The organism is Wolbachia endosymbiont (group A) of Lasioglossum fulvicorne, from assembly GCF_964028605.1.
Lineage (GTDB): Bacteria > Pseudomonadota > Alphaproteobacteria > Rickettsiales > Anaplasmataceae > Wolbachia.
On record NZ_OZ034798.1, the window covers coordinates 798,409 to 814,025 of the forward strand.

Consider the following 15,617-nt stretch of genomic DNA (forward strand, 5'->3'; position numbering starts at 1 on the left):
GGCACTTTATTTCTTCTGCAGACTTAGCTTATGTAAATAGCAATAAGAGGGGCAGTAAAAATGAAGCTGTCCATACGGTCGAGCACTCCTCCATGGCCAGGTATCATACTTCCACTATCTTTAACACCGTAAGCTCTTTTAACAAGCGACTCAGTGAAATCGCCAAGTTGCGCTAGAATAGCAATTGCAAGGCCAATGATTGGAGAATAAAAAATTGAAAATAGACCAAAAAATATTGATCCAAAAATTGTGCACACTACTCCAGCTAAAATCGCACCAAGAAGTCCTGTCCAAGTTTTTCCAGGGCTAAGAATTGGGCAAATTTTAGCTCCACCAAAATTCTTACCAAATAGGTAGGCAGTAATGTCAATTCCCCAAATGGTTAAGACGAACCATACTAATGCGTATTTTCCCTGTGGTAGATTATATAAATATATTAATGAGGCGCTTGGTAGTGCAATCAATAATAATGCAAAAACGTATAAAATTTTGTTTCCTTGGGTTAGATTATACCATTCAAAAGAAGATAAAACTGCTATTGAAAAAATCAACAGGTAAAACGATAAATCACTGAAATATGTAGCAAAGGAAAATATGAGCAATATTACTATTGAGGACAACATTCTAATTATAAAATTATTATCTACCATATTTTTTCTCTCTTTTTGTATAATCTTCTAATGCTTTACTCAAATCTTGACAAGAAAAATCAGGCCATAAAGTATCACAAAAATACAATTCAGCATAAGCTGCTTGCCATAATAAAAAGTTGCTTAACCTTTTTTCGCCACCAGTGCGAATTAATAAATCCAATTTCGGCAAATCTTTAGTATATAGAAATTTTTCAAATTCCTCTTCTGATACATAAGCAATATTTTCTTTTATAATATTGCTTATAGCTTGTGTAATTTCTTGCTTTGCTCCGTAACTGACTGCCACAGTGAGTAATAAACCATCGTTCTTATGTGTCATTTCTTCTGCTTTTTTAATTTGATCCAATATTTTACTGGATAACAGACTTAAATTGCCAATAAAATTCAACTTAATGTTACAGTTGCAAATGAAATTGACTTTATCTTCATTAGTTAAGACAGAGTAAAATAAATCAAATAGACAGTCAGTTTCGTTTTTGGGTCTAAGCCAATTTTCCATAGAGAATGCATACAAAGTTAAGTAGGGTATGGTTAAGTCCGTACAATACTTGGCAATATCGTATGCAACTTCACTGCCCTTTTTATAACCATCAATTTTGACCCTTCCTTGATTGTTCGCCCATCTACCATTACCATCCATAATAATTGCTAAATGTTTCGGTAAAGATTCTTGATTCAACATTTAAAGTTCACCTAATTTTGACTTGAGTGAAATTTTTTGGATTTCAATGGACACCTGGAAGGTGTCAGCTACTTGCATGACAGGAAGAGAGTTACTGTAGTGACACCAATAGTTGATACTTGAATGCAAAATTGGTGTCATCCCAGTGCTCCGACACTGGGATCCAGGAAATTTGATTTCAAACAAGTGCATCAGATAGTTGTATAGTAAAGACTGGATTCCAGTGTCAAACACTGGAATGACATCATTTGCTATGTAAGCTTTCTCCATATCATTTAGTGATTCAGTATATCCTTTTCTTTGATGGACAATTCACCATCAATCTTTTTTATATTATCATCAGTAATATTTTGTATTTCCTTTTTAGCACCATGAAAATCATCTTCTGAGATTTCTTTATTTTCCTTCATTTTTTCTGTTTCTTCCATAATATCTCTACGTATATTTCTAATGGCAATCCGTGCATTTTCAGCAAACTGATGCAATAATTTCACTAATTTTTCACGGGTTTCTCGTGTTAAATCCGGAAGAGCTATACGTATGGTATTGCCCTCAACAACAGGATTTAAATTCAAGTTGGCATTTAATATAGCATTTTTCACTTCACCGACAACATTAATATCCCAAACTTTAATTGATAGGGTTTTGTTATCTATAACCGAAACACCTGCAACCTGATTTAACTTTTGATGTCCACCATAGATATTTACAACTATACCATCAAGCAACGATGCGCTAGCTCTACCAGTGCGTACGCCTTTAATATCATCATGAAAGGACTGAATAGTTTTTAGCATTCTTTCTTTTGTTTTAGCTTTTATTTCATTTAACATAAATTACCTACTGTTTACAATCTGAAACTATAGTATAAGTACCTTGACCCTTAATAATATTAACTATTTTTTCTTCCTTCAAAGAAAAAACTATAATTGGAATAGAATTCTCACGAGCAAGTGAAATTGCTGATGCATCCATAACTTTTAAATCACGAGTCAATAAATCCGTGTAAGAAAGCCTATCATACATTACAGCATCCTCATTTTTTTTCGGATCAGCGGAGTATACACCATTTACTTGCGTACCCTTTAGAATAACATCACAATTCATTTCAACAGCACGTAAGGCTGCAGCTGTATCTGTAGTAAAAAATGGGTTGCCTGTGCCTGCTGCAAAAATTACCACTCTACCTTTTTCTAAATGACGAATAGCTTTCCTTCTTATGTAAGGTTCACATACAGTGGCCATGGGTATTGCAGATAATACCCTAGAAGCTATTAAATTTTTTTCTAAAAAGTTTTGTAAAATTAAAGCATTGATTATAGTTGCAAGCATTCCAATATAATCACTACTTGCTCTTTCACAGCCACTTAAAGACGCAGATGTGCCACGAAAGATATTACCACCACCACCAACAATACATACCTGAACTCCAAGCCTGTTAATATCAGCTATATCTTTGCACAATTGGCTTATTATTCCCATATCATAGCCAAAAGACTGTGACCCCATTAAAGCTTCACCAGAGATTTTAAATAACACTCTGGAATATTTTATTTCGCTTTTTTCATTTGTTGAGGGAAACATTTTTTACCATTTAGTTTGCACCACCCAAAACAAGTAACTTGTAATTAGATAACTTAATAGCACTCACCTCGCTTGATTTTATAAAATCAGAAACCTTCATTTTATCATCCTTTATGAACTTTTGTTCTAGTAAAACAACTTCTTCATAGTACTTAGCCATTCGTCCATCTACTATTTTTTTTGCTACTTCTTCAGGTTTATTTAAGCCCCTCACTTGCTCTTCAATTATAGAACGTTCATTTTTCAACTTCATTTGATCTAAATCATCTATAGACAAAGCTTCAGGCTTCATAGCAACTACATGCATAGCTATTTGTTTCCCAATCTCTCGTAGCTTCGCCTTATCACCAGATGATTGCAATGCAATTAAAGCACCAATCTTACCTAAGCCGCACACATCACCATGTACGTAGCCAGCAATAACTCCATCCTTAGCTTCTAAGTAACAAAGCTTGCTTAACTCTAGCTTCTCACCAAGAACTGATGTACCATTCATAATAGCTTCCTGCACTGTGCCAATGCTTTCATACTTGGCATTTTTTAACTCATCAACGCTAGTACAGCGTTCTTGATGAGCAATTGATGCTAAATTTGAAACTAACTCTATAAATTTCTCATTCCTTGCAACAAAATCTGTTTCGCAATTGAGTTCAACCAATGCACCATAATTTTCAGTCAAACACATAGCAACGAGTCCATCTGAAGCTATTCTATCAGATTTTTTGTCAGCTTTAGCAAGACCTATTGTACGTAACTTATCAACAGCCTTCTTGATGTCACCATCACATTCTTCCAATGCTTTTTTACAGTTACTCAAGCCAAGCCCTGTTCTATCACGTAATTCTCTTATATCATCTGGATTCATCTTCATTTGTTACTACCTCCCTTTCTTCTTCTTTGTAAACTTTACTACGTCTCCTTTTAGTTTGCACAATACCGTCTTCTTTTTCTTGAATAAACTCATCACCCCTTATATCATCAATCTTAACTCCAGATTTTGCTAGACTAGACTCTATTCCAGCTAATATAGAGTCGGTAGCTAATTTACAATAGAGCTCTATTGATTTTCTTGAGTCATCATTTCCAGGTATTAGATAAGTAATACCATCTGGATCAGAATTAGTATCAAGTATTGCAACTATTGGAATTCCTAACTTCTTAGCTTCCTTAACCGCTATATGCTCTTTATTAGTATCAATGATGAATAAGATATCAGGAATTGCTCCCATTTCTCTAATACCGCCAAGCGCCTTATCAAGCTTTTGCTTTTTCTTTTCAATGTTTCCCAATTCTTTCTTTGTTAAAATGCTATCCTCGTCATTTAATATTTTCTCATATTGCATCAAGGTTTTTATTGAAGAAGAAACAGTGCCCCAATTAGTAAGCATACCACCAAGCCAACGATGATTCACATAATATTGACCACAACGAATCGCTTCATTTGCAATAATATCAAAAGCTTGAAACTTTGTACCAACAAATAGAATGCGACCACCTTGAAATGCAACGTCATATAAAGCCTTCATGGCCACCTGTAGCAATGGTAGTGTTTTTCGCAAATCAATTATATGTATAAGATTTTCTTGATGCACTCCATATATATATGGAGCCATTTTTGCGTTCCAGCGACTAATTTTGTGACCAAAATGTACACCAGATTCAGCTAAATCACGCACAGTGACTTTAGGCAAATTTGTCATATATCATTCCTCCAAATAGTTTATCTTCCATGGCATAACCCTAACGGGACTACTTGTACAAGCCATGTGTGAAATTAAATTATTTACATAGTAATAGAAAAGACAGCAAAGCGCAAACAAAAAATATTGACAAAGGGCAACATGTTTATTAGCTTTAAAGTTGAAGCCCGAAAACGCTAAAAAGAAATTAGGGGGGGTGTAGCTCAGTTGGTTAGAGCGCATGCCTGTCACGCATGAGGTCGTGAGTTCAAGTCTCATCACTCCCGCCATATTAGTTTTAGCATAATTTAAAATTCGCAACCAGTATTGAGAAATGCTTCCATCAAACTTGACATGGTATGGTATTGCAATTAATACTTAAATAGGTTTATTTTTATCGTTAACAATTAGGATTAAATATGTTCATTTCTGAAGTTTTTGCAGCAGATGCAACTAGCAATGCATCAAGTATCAGCGCATCTTTTACTAGTTTTATTCCATTGATTTTAATATTTGTGGTATTTTATTTTCTCATTATTCGCCCACAACAAAAAAAACTAAAAGAACATAGAAAGATGATAGATCAAATAAAACGTGGTGATACAGTCATTACTTCTGGTGGAATAATAGGTGAAGTTAATAAAGTTGATGAGGCAAATGCACAATTTATAATAGAAATAGCACCAAAAGTTGAAGTAAAAATCCTAAAGTCTGCTATATCTGAAGTTTTAAACAAAGAAACTCAAAAAGTGGCAGCTAAACCAATTGAAAAAGGCAAAATCGAAAAAAATGATAGAAACAATAAAAATCAACCAGAGGAAAGTATAAAGGGAAAAGACGATAAAGGTAAAAATGCCTCATAACTCTAAAAAAAGGTTCATTTGGTTGTGTGCGGAATATTTGGTGTAGTAAGTAGCGGTGATTCAGTAATACCAACTTTACTCACTGGGTTGCAAAAATTGGAATATAGGGGGTATGACTCTTCAGGTATAGCAATCATAAATAACGGAGGCGAGATAGAAGTCAAAAAATCAGAAGGTAAAGTCGAAAGGTTATGTGAAGTTGTTGATGACAGCAAGATGTCTCACAGTACAGTTGGTATAGCACATACTCGCTGGGCTACACATGGAGTCCCAGGCCTTAAAAATGCTCACCCCATTCGTACAAATAATGTTGTTGTTGCTCATAACGGCATAATTGAGAATTACAATCTGCTAAAAAAGGTTCTAGAAGAAAGGGGAATGTCATTCCATACTGACACTGACACAGAGATCATACCAAACATGCTAACCTTATATCTTGATGAAGGATTGTCGCCAGTTGATTCTCTATTTAAGTGTTTAAACAACTTACATGGCTCATTTGCCTTGGTCTTATTATTTGCAGAATATCCAGACGCCTTATTTGTTGCGAAGAGAAATTTGCCTTTAGCAATAGGTTATAACTGTAACACAGTGTTTGCTGCATCTGACTCTAATGCTTTAAGTGCATTTGTGGAAAGAATATCGCATTTGGAAGATGATGACATTGCAGTAATAAAATCTAGTGGAGTTAGTATATACAACAATGGTACACAAGTTAAACGCAGTATAGAAAATAGTAGTCCAAGTGATTTTCTAATTAGCAAAAATGGTTACCCTAGCTTCATGTTAAAAGAGATTTTTGAGCAACCGCGTGCATTAAACAAAACAATAAATCAATTTTACAAGCAGTATAAAGAGGTTAACAAAAAATTGTTTTCTGAGCTGAGTTACATTACTATAGTTGGATGCGGGTCATCTTATTTTGCTGGGCTAATAGCAAAGTATTGGCTGGAAAGTGTCGCTCAAGTTCTGGTATATCTAGAAATCTCATCAGAATTTAGGTATAGCAACGTCAAGCTGGAAGAAGGCAGCATTGGGTTATTTATCTCTCAATCTGGCGAAACTGCAGATACCATAGAAGCGCTGCGTTATGCGAAATCACAGAAGCAAACAATCATAAGTATAACTAATACATTTAGCAGCAGCATTGAAAAGATCTCAGATATTGTGTTACATACTCTTGCTGGGCAAGAAATTGGTGTTGCTTCAACAAAAACCTTTTCTGCGCAACTTGCAACTTTAGCATGCTTTGCTGTGGAGCTTGGAAAAATAAAAGGTATACTGAGTGGAGAGAGAATAAAACAGCTAAGCAGTGCTATCAATTCTATTCCCGAGTATGTTGAGCACGTTTTGAATGTGATGAAAATACAACATATATCGGGCAGTATATTAGAACACAATAACGTTATTTTAATCGGCAGAGGAAGTTCATACGGAGTTGCAATGGAAGGCGCATTGAAGATAAAAGAGCTTTCATACATCAATACAACTGGTATTGCAGCGGGAGAAATGAAGCATGGTTCTATTGCTTTAATAGACTCTACTGTGCTTGTTATAGCAATTATCCCTTATGATGATTTATTCTTTAAAACGCTATCTAATATACAAGAGATTATTGCAAGAAAAGGCAAAGTAATTGCCTTCAGTGATAAGCAAGGAGCGCCATTCCTAAGGGGAGTTTGCGCAGATGTGGTGCAACTTCCAGACACTGATAATTTTATCTCTCCAATCATCTACAGTGTTGCTATGCAATTCCTTGCTTACTTTACTGCAGCAAAAAAAGGGTTAGATGCCGATTGTCCAAGAAATTTAGCTAAGTCTGTCACGGTTGAGTAGTCCATTTAAAGTTAAAGCTAAACTTCTAATTAAGGTAACCAGACTGCATTCTGTGATTTTTTTTTAGCAAAGCACGATCTTTCATTTGAGCTTTCTTCAATTTAAAGTAAATACAGAAAATTGCTATCTTCAAAAATATGGTTGAATAATTGTTAATAATAGTGTATAATTATTAATATTTTTAAGCACTTTGGCTATGGCTTTATCTAAGTTTCTCGACCCTAAGCTGGATTTAACCTTCAAAAAAATATTTGGCACTGAAAAAAATAAGAATATTCTCATACATTTTTTGAATGATATTTTAGGATTTACCGAGATAAATACTATACAAGAAGTGGAATTCCTCAGTACTATAATGGATCCTGAAATTGCATCTGATAAGCAAAGTATAGTTGATGTTCTTTGCAGGGATTCTAGTGGGGCTAGGTATGTGATTGAAATGCAACTCACTCGCGATAAAGGCTTCGAAAAACGAGCTCAACTATATGCTGCTAAGACTTACTCAAGGCAAGCTGATAAATCTGGTAAGTACATTGATTTAAAGAAGGTTTTCTTTATTGCTATCTCTAATTGTAATTTATTTCCTGATAAGCTTGATTATATATCCAGCCACACTATAAGAGATGAGAAAACCAATGAGCATGACTTAAAAGATTTTCAATTTGTATTTATTGAACTACCTAAATTTCCTAAGAATAAGGAAGAACAGCTAGAAAGCATAGTGGATCGTTGGTTATTTTTCTTCAAATATGCAGATGAAACTACGGAAGAAGACTTAAGGAAAATAGCAGAAAAAGCACCAATAATAAAGTTAGCCTACGATGAATTAGACAGGTTTAGCTGGAATGAAAAAGATCTAATAGCATATGAAGAAAGAATAATGGATCTACGGAAAGAAGAAGGCATCCTCGCTCAAAAACTTGATGATGCTACTGAAAAAGGCATCAAAATCGGCGAATAAAAAGGTGAAATGAAAGCTAAAATAGCAGTGGCTAAAAACCGTATCCGTTCAGCGGAGTGGTAGAATAAGGTAGACAAGGTGATCTAAAAAGATAATCATAGAGCAAAAGTGAGTTAATATGGTAACCCTTTTGGAACTTTGCAAAAATTTACAGCAAAAAATAGAAAAGTTAGAAGCAAAAATAGAAAGGCTGGAAAGAGAGAATGAAAGTCTAAAGGCAGAGAACAAGGCTTTAAAGATAGAGAACGCTGAATTAAAGGAAAGACTCGGGTTAGTGATTTTTGAAACTGTGCCCATACAACTCTCTGCATCTGGCTTTTGAACCTTTGTTTGTCCTTTTTGAACATTCCCATTTCTTGACTTTTCTTTCGCATTTTGTTGTCCATGTTCAGTTGTTGAACTTTCAATCTGTTGATTTTTTAATTTCAAATTTTCATCAAGTGTTTTTGTACACTCTCCAATAGACGATATTGCAATACTTCTTACTCTTTCTAGTTCTGCATTCTTAGCATCCATTTCCTTTTTATCTTGTTCTAATGCTTCATTTAACCATGTTAAACTATTTATTTTCCTGTCTTTTTCTTTTGCCTCTACTGAAAGCTTTTCTGTATTATTGGCAAATTCTGTACTGCGCTCAATTAATTCTTTGTTCAGTTTCAATATCTCCTTAGAACCTGTACATGATCTCAAGAAAGGAATAAACTAAGAGATAATATATATAAGTTAGGATATATGAGGAGTTTATACCCAAGTGATATAAGTCGGGAAAGATTTGAGATTATGTTACCAGATCTAGAGTCCTGTAGAAAAAAAACAAAACCAAGGAAACTTGATTTGTATGATGTATTTTGTGGAGTGTTATACGTTCTGAAAAGCGGTTGTCAGTGGAGAATGCTACCAAAAGAGTTTCCAAAATGGCGCAATTGTTACGACTATTTTAAGAAGTGGAGTGAAAAACCAGATGCAGATAAAGAAAGTGTTCTGGAGCTGGTGTTAAAAAAAAATAGTTGGCGTGGTCCGACAAAACAATGGTCGGAAAGAAAAAACCAGCTTCTGCATAATTGATGCACAGAGTGTAAAAAATGCAGATACTGCTGAAGAAAAAGGCTATGATGCAGGCAAAAAGATTTCAGGAATAAAACGCCATATTGCAGTAGATACGCAAGGTTTGCCCCATGCAATTTATAGCATTTCTTATAATAGTCCGAACAGGTCATAGGAAGGCAGAATCAACAGCACGACGAAAGGATTCGAATAGAGGAATGTTTTTCCTAGCTCTGTTTTTTATAGCAAACCAATGATGCTCAATTTTGTTGAAATCTGGAGAATACGGCGGCAGATACAAAATTTCTGCACCAACTCCTCTAGCAAGCTCGATAATCTTACCAGACTTATGAAAAGTAGCATTGTCAAGAATGACAGTCTGTCCAGGTTCCAAGATCGGTGTCAAAAATTGCTCAAACCATCCATTAAAAACATCCATATTACAGTGGCCTTCAAAGGTTAATGGAGCAACTATCTTTCTTCTACTTAAGGCTGCAACCATACTGATTCGTTGAGTTTTCTTTCCAGATTTTAGGCCATAAAAACGCTGTCCTTTCTGGCAATACCCATATGGATAGTCCTCTGTGTTATCAATGCCAGACTCATCTATATAAACTAAGTTTTCTGGTTCTTTTGTTGCTATAATTTTTAAGAGCCTGTTCATAATCTTTTCAGAAGTAAGGCAGTGAAAGCCAGAACGACCATTTGTAGGCTAGTATTGAGTTTTCGCTCACAATTTTTCCACAATCTTCTACATTTTTCTAACCAAGCAAAAGATCGCTCCACAACCCATCTTTTGGGCAATACAACAAAGGAATGTAATTCATTTCTTTTTATCACTTCAACGGTTGCACCAATAATCGTTTTTATTTGAGTTGCAAAATTCTCTCCAGTATAGCCTGCATCAACCAGTACATTTTTAACTCCCGAGAGGTTTTCTTTTGCATTTTCGACCATTCTCACAGCACTGCTACGGTCAGTTATCTCTGCTGTTGTTATATAAATTGCATGGGGCAAACCTTGCGTATCTACTGCAATATGGCGTTTTATTCCTGAAATCTTTTTGCCTGCATCATAGCCTTTTTCTTCAGCAGTATCTGCATTTTTTACACTCTGTGCATCAATTATGCAGAAGCTGGTTTTTTCTTTCCGACCATTGTTTTGTCGGACCACGCCAACTATTTTTTTTTAACACCAGCTCCAGAACACTTTCTTTATCTGCATCTGGTTTTTCACTCCACTTCTTAAAATAGTCGTAACAATTGCGCCATTTTGGAAACTCTTTTGGTAGCATTCTCCACTGACAACCGCTTTTCAGAACGTATAACACTCCACAAAATACATCATACAAATCAAGTTTCCTTGGTTTTGTTTTTTTTCTACAGGACTCTAGATCTGGTAACATAATCTCAAATCTTTCCCGACTTATATCACTTGGGTATAAACTCCTCATATATCCTAACTTATATATATTATCTCTTAGTTTATTCCTTTCTTGAGATCATGTACAGGTTCTAAGAGCCTGTTCATAATCTTTTCAGAAGTAAGGCAGTGAAAGCCAGAACGACCATTTGTAGGCTAGTATTGAGTTTTCGCTCACAATTTTTCCACAATCTTCTACATTTTTCTAACCAAGCAAAAGATCGCTCCACAACCCATCTTTTGGGCAATACAACAAAGGAATGTAATTCATTTCTTTTTATCACTTCAACGGTTGCACCAATAATCGTTTTTATTTGAGTTGCAAAATTCTCTCCATTATAGCCTGCATCAACCAGTACATTTTTAACTCCCGAGAGGTTTTCTTTTGCATTTTCGACCATTCTCACAGCACTGCTACGGTCAGTTATCTCTGCTGTTGTTATATAAATTGCATGGGGCAAACCTTGCGTATCTACTGCAATATGGCGTTTTATTCCTGAAATCTTTTTGCCTGCATCATAGCCTTTTTCTTCAGCAGTATCTGCATTTTTTACACTCTGTGCATCAATTATGTAGAAGCTGGTTTTTTCTTTCCGACCATTGTTTTGTCGGACCACGCCAACTATTTTTTTTTAACACCAGCTCCAGAACACTTTCTTTATCTGCATCTGGTTTTTCACTCCACTTCTTAAAATAGTCGTAACAATTGCGCCATTTTGGAAACTCTTTTGGTAGCATTCTCCACTGACAACCGCTTTTCAGAACGTATAACACTCCACAAAATACATCATACAAATCAAGTTTCCTTGGTTTTGTTTTTTTTCTACAGGACTCTAGATCTGGTAACATAATCTCAAATCTTTCCCGACTTATATCACTTGGGTATAAACTCCTCATATATCCTAACTTATATATATTATCTCTTAGTTTATTCCTTTCTTGAGATCATGTACAGGTTCTAAGAATTCAGCACGTTTTTCTTCGTTTCTTTCCTTGTATCCATATGTCTTTTTTTGCGCGTAAATCCAATTTTTCTGAGAGCCTGTTCATAATCTTTTCAGAAGTAAGGCAGTGAAAGCCAGAACGACCATTTGTAGGCTAGTATTGAGTTTTCGCTCACAATTTTTCCACAATCTTCTACATTTTTCTAACCAAGCAAAAGATCGCTCCACAACCCATCTTTTGGGCAATACAACAAAGGAATGTAATTCATTTCTTTTTATCACTTCAACGGTTGCACCAATAATCGTTTTTATTTGAGTTGCAAAATTCTCTCCATTATAGCCTGCATCAACCAGTACATTTTTAACTCCCGAGAGGTTTTCTTTTGCATTTTCGACCATTCTCACAGCACTGCTACGGTCAGTTATCTCTGCTGTTGTTATATAAATTGCATGGGGCAAACCTTGCGTATCTACTGCAATATGGCGTTTTATTCCTGAAATCTTTTTGCCTGCATCATAGCCTTTTTCTTCAGCAGTATCTGCATTTTTTACACTCTGTGCATCAATTATGTAGAAGCTGGTTTTTTCTTTCCGACCATTGTTTTGTCGGACCACGCCAACTATTTTTTTTTAACACCAGCTCCAGAACACTTTCTTTATCTGCATCTGGTTTTTCACTCCACTTCTTAAAATAGTCGTAACAATTGCGCCATTTTGGAAACTCTTTTGGTAGCATTCTCCACTGACAACCGCTTTTCAGAACGTATAACACTCCACAAAATACATCATACAAATCAAGTTTCCTTGGTTTTGTTTTTTTTCTACAGGACTCTAGATCTGGTAACATAATCTCAAATCTTTCCCGACTTATATCACTTGGGTATAAACTCCTCATATATCCTAACTTATATATATTATCTCTTAGTTTATTCCTTTCTTGAGATCATGTACAGGTTCTGAGAGCTCGGTGGATCGTTTGGATACTAACGTTGCCCCAAAGTTTAGCCATTTCCGACAGAGTCTTTCCTCCGTTTTCTCTGGCAAATTTAGCAAAGGCATCCCAGTCGGTAATTTTGTGATTGTAACCTCCATTTCCAAGTTTTTTTGATTGAAAGTCTCCTGTTTCTTTTCTTCTTTGCTGCCACTCCCATAAAGTAGTTCGTCCAATTTTAAATCTTGCTGCCACTGTTTCTCTGCTTCCTCCCTCCTCTAGCGCTTCCATTGCTTTTTTCCTTAAGTCATAACTATATGCTGCTGGCACTCAACCTCCTTATCATCGTCTATCCTTATCTTATCACATCCGGACTTCTATGAAAAGAGCTATAACTGACCGTAGCAGTGCTGTGAGAATGGTCGAAAATGCAAAAGAAAACCTCTCGGGAGTTAAAAATGTACTGGTTGATGCAGGCTATACTGGAGAGAATTTTGCAACTCAAATAAAAACGATTATTGGTGCAACCGTTGAAGTGATAAAAAGAAATGAATTACATTCCTTTGTTGTATTGCCCAAAAGATGGGTTGTGGAGCGATCTTTTGCTTGGTTAGAAAAATGTAGAAGATTGTGGAAAAATTGTGAGCGAAAACTCAATACTAGCCTACAAATGGTCGTTCTGGCTTTCACTGCCTTACTTCTGAAAAGATTATGAACAGGCTCTAAGATTATCATCAATTCCTATATCATTATTAATATGATCTCTTAATTCATTGATAACCTCTAGCGCTCTTTCTCGATTAGTTTTTATAGCTTCGTCATTGTTTTCTATAACTATACTTGAAATTATTGCGAGCAGCTTTTGTTGCAATTCTTTTATACTCATAATTAGCTCCTATTAAAGTTTAAATGTTGCTACTACATGATGTTATAGTTTTAATCAAGATAATTCTCTATAATTAAATTTTTTGAATGAAGAGATGACGATTCGTGTAGGAATTAATGGTCTGGGTAGAATAGGCAGAGGCGTATTGCGTGCTATTTTCGAAATAGAAGAATATAGCAAACAAATAGAAGTTGTAGCTGTGAATGGATCGCTCAGTGCAAAGCAGCATGCACATTTGATTAAATATGATTCTGTTCATGGCAAATTCAGTGGTGATATTGATTTTAATGAGTCTCAAAATTGGATTTCTATAAATGGCAAAAAGTTTTCTTTATATAGAGAACGGAGCCCTGAAAATATTCCTTGGAATGTTGATGTAATACTTGAATGTACTGGTGCATTCAACAAACGTGAAGAAGCAATAAGGCACAATGCAGAGAAAGTAATTGTCTCTGCTCCAGTTCCAGACGCTGATGTCACTATAGTTTATGGTGTGAATAACGATATGCTCGAAAAAGAGCATAAAGTGATATCAGCAGGTTCTTGCACTACAAATTGCCTTGCTCCGATTGTGAAAGTCCTACACTCCAGTTTAGGTATAAAAAGCGGTTTTATGACTACTATACATGCCTACACGAATGATCAAAATGTTCTTGATGGTAATCATAAAGATTTGCGTAGAGCAAGGGCTTGCGGATTATCTATGGTACCAACTACAACCGGGGCAGCAAAAACAATTGGTTCTGTCATCCCTGAATTAAAAGGAAAGCTAGATGGCACTGCCGTCAGAGTTCCAGTTAGCAATGTTTCTATGGTTGATTTTAAATTTACGACTGATAAGAAAGCGACCGTTGAAGAAATCAATGAAATATTTAAGGATGCAGCTCTCTCCTCTACGTCATTCCAGCGCGTGACGCTGGAATCTAATTTCTGGATCCCAGTGTCAGCTACTCGGATGACATCAGAGGGTACTAGGATGACAGAGGGTTCTCCAATGTCAAATGTACTTTCTATATGCGTGGAACCTTTAGTCTCAATAGATTTTGTGCATAACCCTTATAGTGCAATTGTGGATTTAACTGGTACATATGTTACAGGTGATATATGCAGGGTTGCAGCGTGGTATGACAATGAGTGGGCTTTTTCGCTGAGAATGTTAGACATAGCATTATTGAGCCATAGTAAAGTATGAATGGAAACCCAAACAAGTATGCTTCATTTTGTGAGCACTTTGCGGAACTCAGAAAAAGAGTTATCTTTTGCTTTCTATTTTTTTGCGTTGCTTTTGGTTTTTGTTACTACTTTAAGGAAAATATATACCGTTTTTTACTCGCACCTTTAATAGAAGCAACAAAAGATAGCGAAGGTTTTTCTTTAATTTACACAGACTTAACAGAGGCATTTTTTGTGTATCTTAGAGTTGCAATGATGAGTGCACTTTTGCTCTCTTTTCCTGTGTTTGCATGGCAATTCTATATGTTCTTAGCACCTGGGTTATATAAAAGTGAAAGGGCAGTGTTGTTGCCATACTTAATTGCAACACCGGTTTTATTTGTAACGGGAGCTACTGTAGTCTATTACTATATATTTCCTTTAGCCTGGAAGTTTTTTATCAACTTCGAACACAGTGGTAAATCCTTCGATATACCGATAGAGTTTATGCCATCAGTTAGCGAATATTTAGACCTCGTTCTTCAATTTATGTTTGCATTTGGCACTGCATTTCAAATTCCAGTAATACTCACATTGATGGTGAGAGTAGGGTTACTCACTACACAAAGTTTGTCAAATAAACGTAGAATCGCGATAGTGGTAATTTTTATTATTGCTGCAATCTTAACTCCACCTGATGTATTAAGCCAAGTAGGGCTTGCAATACCTATGCTGATTTTATATGAATTGTCCATTCTGATATGTAGGTATATTGAGAAGAAGGCAAAGGATTGAATAAATATGTATTTGTAACGTTCTTTTTCGAGCACGAGCACCTTTTTCTTGTTTGAATGTGTGTGATAATTCCTATCCTATATATGCTAACGATCTAGAACGTCAATTCAAAATAGGAAATCAGAGACTGGATGCTTTAAATGTAGGCGAGATAGTTATAGCATTTCTCATAATAGTCCGAACAG

Annotated in this window: 14 protein-coding genes, 1 tRNA gene and 7 pseudogenes; 9 read left to right on the plus strand and 13 right to left on the minus strand. The window is 35.6% G+C overall.

Annotated features, from left to right (window positions below):
- Positions 1–23 precede the first annotated feature (23 nt).
- From ABWU71_RS04305 to rpsB, 6 genes are all read right to left on the minus strand, one after another.
- Positions 24–650 carry a phosphatidate cytidylyltransferase gene (locus ABWU71_RS04305; RefSeq protein WP_353284110.1) on the minus strand — a complete coding sequence of 209 codons (627 nt, stop codon included), beginning with the start codon at positions 648–650 and terminating at the stop codon, positions 24–26.
- The gene (gene uppS, locus ABWU71_RS04310; protein ID WP_174515980.1) at positions 640–1,335 is read right to left on the minus strand and encodes a polyprenyl diphosphate synthase; all 696 of its coding nucleotides are present in this window, start codon (positions 1,333–1,335) and stop codon (positions 640–642) included. Before uppS ends, ABWU71_RS04305 begins: the two co-directional genes overlap by 11 nt.
- Positions 1,336–1,610: 275 nt before the next feature.
- Positions 1,611–2,168, minus strand: a complete 558-nt coding sequence (gene frr / locus ABWU71_RS04320; protein ID WP_353284111.1) for a ribosome recycling factor — start codon at positions 2,166–2,168, stop codon at positions 1,611–1,613.
- Positions 2,169–2,175: 7 nt separating this feature from the next.
- The gene (gene pyrH, locus ABWU71_RS04325; protein ID WP_353284112.1) at positions 2,176–2,919 is read right to left on the minus strand and encodes a UMP kinase; all 744 of its coding nucleotides are present in this window, start codon (positions 2,917–2,919) and stop codon (positions 2,176–2,178) included.
- Between the two features lie 10 nt (positions 2,920–2,929).
- On the minus strand, positions 2,930–3,790 hold the full coding sequence (tsf, locus tag ABWU71_RS04330) for a translation elongation factor Ts (protein WP_353284113.1): 861 nt from the start codon (positions 3,788–3,790) through the stop codon (positions 2,930–2,932).
- Positions 3,771–4,619: a 30S ribosomal protein S2 gene (gene rpsB / locus ABWU71_RS04335; protein WP_353284114.1), complete on the minus strand. Its 849-nt coding sequence runs from the start codon at positions 4,617–4,619 to the stop codon at positions 3,771–3,773. Before rpsB ends, tsf begins: the two co-directional genes overlap by 20 nt.
- 192 nt (positions 4,620–4,811) lie before the next feature.
- Here rpsB and ABWU71_RS04340 point away from each other — a divergent pair.
- From ABWU71_RS04340 to ABWU71_RS04365, 6 genes and pseudogenes are all read left to right on the plus strand, one after another.
- Positions 4,812–4,888, plus strand: a tRNA-Asp gene (locus ABWU71_RS04340).
- A gap of 129 nt (positions 4,889–5,017) precedes the next feature.
- Positions 5,018–5,461: a preprotein translocase subunit YajC gene (gene yajC, locus ABWU71_RS04345; protein ID WP_353284115.1), complete on the plus strand. Its 444-nt coding sequence runs from the start codon at positions 5,018–5,020 to the stop codon at positions 5,459–5,461.
- Positions 5,462–5,485: 24 nt separating this feature from the next.
- Positions 5,486–7,297, plus strand: a complete 1,812-nt coding sequence (gene glmS / locus ABWU71_RS04350; RefSeq protein WP_353284900.1) for a glutamine--fructose-6-phosphate transaminase (isomerizing) — start codon at positions 5,486–5,488, stop codon at positions 7,295–7,297.
- A 196-nt stretch (positions 7,298–7,493) separates the two neighbouring features.
- Positions 7,494–8,255: pseudogene (locus ABWU71_RS04355) on the plus strand (Rpn family recombination-promoting nuclease/putative transposase); the annotation flags it as partial.
- 121 nt (positions 8,256–8,376) lie between these two features.
- Positions 8,377–8,532, plus strand: a pseudogene (locus tag ABWU71_RS04360) (IS66 family transposase); the annotation flags it as partial.
- 458 nt (positions 8,533–8,990) lie between these two features.
- A pseudogene (locus ABWU71_RS04365) lies at positions 8,991–9,444 on the plus strand (IS5 family transposase); the annotation flags it as partial.
- A 27-nt stretch (positions 9,445–9,471) separates the two neighbouring features.
- On the opposite strand, the pseudogene ABWU71_RS04370 reads toward ABWU71_RS04365, so the two are convergent.
- From ABWU71_RS04370 to ABWU71_RS04390, 6 genes and pseudogenes are all read right to left on the minus strand, one after another.
- Positions 9,472–9,957 (minus strand): annotated as a pseudogene (locus ABWU71_RS04370) (IS630 family transposase); the annotation flags it as partial.
- A 5-nt stretch (positions 9,958–9,962) separates the two neighbouring features.
- Positions 9,963–10,755 (minus strand): IS5 family transposase gene (locus ABWU71_RS04375; protein WP_265023453.1). Its coding sequence is split into 2 segments (ribosomal slippage): positions 9,963–10,490 and positions 10,492–10,755, totalling 792 coding nucleotides; the frame shifts between segments, so codons are not numbered across the junction.
- Positions 10,756–10,828: 73 nt separating this feature from the next.
- Positions 10,829–11,621, minus strand: a protein-coding gene (locus tag ABWU71_RS04380; protein WP_353284116.1) for an IS5 family transposase whose coding sequence is annotated in 2 segments (ribosomal slippage) — positions 10,829–11,356 and positions 11,358–11,621 — 792 coding nt in all. Because the reading frame shifts where the segments join, the coding sequence is not laid out codon by codon here.
- Positions 11,622–11,680: 59 nt separating this feature from the next.
- A pseudogene (locus ABWU71_RS08060) lies at positions 11,681–11,769 on the minus strand (IS630 family transposase); the annotation flags it as partial.
- A gap of 1 nt (position 11,770) precedes the next feature.
- Positions 11,771–12,563, minus strand: a protein-coding gene (locus tag ABWU71_RS04385; RefSeq protein WP_353284116.1) for an IS5 family transposase whose coding sequence is annotated in 2 segments (ribosomal slippage) — positions 11,771–12,298 and positions 12,300–12,563 — 792 coding nt in all. Because the reading frame shifts where the segments join, the coding sequence is not laid out codon by codon here.
- A 60-nt stretch (positions 12,564–12,623) separates the two neighbouring features.
- Positions 12,624–12,929 (minus strand): annotated as a pseudogene (locus ABWU71_RS04390) (IS630 transposase-related protein); the annotation flags it as partial.
- A 61-nt stretch (positions 12,930–12,990) separates the two neighbouring features.
- Here ABWU71_RS04390 and ABWU71_RS04395 point away from each other — a divergent pair.
- Positions 12,991–13,314, plus strand: a pseudogene (locus tag ABWU71_RS04395) (transposase); the annotation flags it as partial.
- Here the strand turns inward: ABWU71_RS04395 and ABWU71_RS04400 are convergent.
- Positions 13,309–13,485: a hypothetical protein gene (locus tag ABWU71_RS04400; RefSeq protein WP_353284117.1), complete on the minus strand. Its 177-nt coding sequence runs from the start codon at positions 13,483–13,485 to the stop codon at positions 13,309–13,311. The pseudogene ABWU71_RS04395 and the gene ABWU71_RS04400 sit on opposite strands and share 6 nt — an antisense overlap.
- A 94-nt stretch (positions 13,486–13,579) precedes the next feature.
- On the opposite strand from ABWU71_RS04400, the gene ABWU71_RS04405 reads away from it, so the two are divergent.
- Positions 13,580–14,677 carry a type I glyceraldehyde-3-phosphate dehydrogenase gene (locus tag ABWU71_RS04405; protein WP_353284118.1) on the plus strand — a complete coding sequence of 366 codons (1,098 nt, stop codon included), beginning with the start codon at positions 13,580–13,582 and terminating at the stop codon, positions 14,675–14,677.
- The gene (tatC, locus tag ABWU71_RS04410; protein ID WP_353284119.1) at positions 14,674–15,432 is read left to right on the plus strand and encodes a twin-arginine translocase subunit TatC; all 759 of its coding nucleotides are present in this window, start codon (positions 14,674–14,676) and stop codon (positions 15,430–15,432) included. The genes ABWU71_RS04405 and tatC overlap by 4 nt, the downstream gene beginning before the upstream one ends.
- Positions 15,433–15,617: the final 185 nt, after the last annotated feature.

What these genes read in the sequence shown, in the direction of transcription:
- yajC (WP_353284115.1), top strand. Translation starts at nt 5,018, where the DNA reads ATGTTCATTTCTGAAGTTTTTGCAGCAGATGCAACTAGCAATGCATCA.
- tatC (WP_353284119.1), top strand. Translation starts at nt 14,674, where the DNA reads ATGAATGGAAACCCAAACAAGTATGCTTCATTTTGTGAGCACTTTGCG.
- rpsB (WP_353284114.1), bottom strand. Translation starts at nt 4,619, where the DNA reads ATGACAAATTTGCCTAAAGTCACTGTGCGTGATTTAGCTGAATCTGGT.
- ABWU71_RS04405 (WP_353284118.1), top strand. Translation starts at nt 13,580, where the DNA reads ATGACGATTCGTGTAGGAATTAATGGTCTGGGTAGAATAGGCAGAGGC.
- ABWU71_RS04400 (WP_353284117.1), bottom strand. Translation starts at nt 13,485, where the DNA reads ATGAGTATAAAAGAATTGCAACAAAAGCTGCTCGCAATAATTTCAAGT.
- tsf (WP_353284113.1), bottom strand. Translation starts at nt 3,790, where the DNA reads ATGAAGATGAATCCAGATGATATAAGAGAATTACGTGATAGAACAGGG.
- ABWU71_RS04305 (WP_353284110.1), bottom strand. Translation starts at nt 650, where the DNA reads ATGGTAGATAATAATTTTATAATTAGAATGTTGTCCTCAATAGTAATA.
- frr (WP_353284111.1), bottom strand. Translation starts at nt 2,168, where the DNA reads ATGTTAAATGAAATAAAAGCTAAAACAAAAGAAAGAATGCTAAAAACT.
- uppS (WP_174515980.1), bottom strand. Translation starts at nt 1,335, where the DNA reads ATGTTGAATCAAGAATCTTTACCGAAACATTTAGCAATTATTATGGAT.
- pyrH (WP_353284112.1), bottom strand. Translation starts at nt 2,919, where the DNA reads ATGTTTCCCTCAACAAATGAAAAAAGCGAAATAAAATATTCCAGAGTG.